General features: G+C 52.4%; 1 pseudogene. It reads left to right on the top strand.

Annotation, left to right across the window (positions count from 1 at the left end):
- Positions 1-106: 106 nt before the first annotated feature.
- Positions 107-473, top strand: a pseudogene (locus A3730_RS28670) (hypothetical protein); the annotation flags it as partial.

Genomic DNA, 473 nt, shown 5'->3' with positions numbered 1-473 from the left:
GCAGTCTCTGGCCTGGGCAATCAGCGAAACCCCAGGGGAAAACATCGGCAAAGAAATCCAGCAGCTTCGCCACTGGCTGGCACAGGACCATAGCCTGATCAGCAAGATGATCGCCAACGCCATGCTGGCCGAAAAACTGCAACTGGTGGCGCTTCTGGTTCAACAGGGAAAAATGTCCGCGCCGAATCTTGCGTCATTGAGCCCGACAGAAAGAAGTTTTCATTCGCCATTGAAGAAAGAATTCTCGCTGATGGCGCATTTCTTTCTCCATGAGCAATACCGTGAGGGACAACAAAGCGCGAGCTGGTTTGAGGAACTACAATTCAAGGCGGGCCTGAAAAAAAACATCAGCGTGAATCGCATGCTGCCGCTTTATCAGCACTATGCAGACCTGTCGGAGCAGCCGGTTGACGTTATTGAAGCTGATACGTTCCAGCCCGAACCAACCTCAACGAGCGAGGCAATTCGCAACC

The sequence above is a fragment of the Alcanivorax sp. HI0044 genome (genome assembly GCF_001634945.1).
Note: the sequence above shows the minus strand (reverse complement) of the source record. Positions and strands in the feature narration are given on the sequence as shown.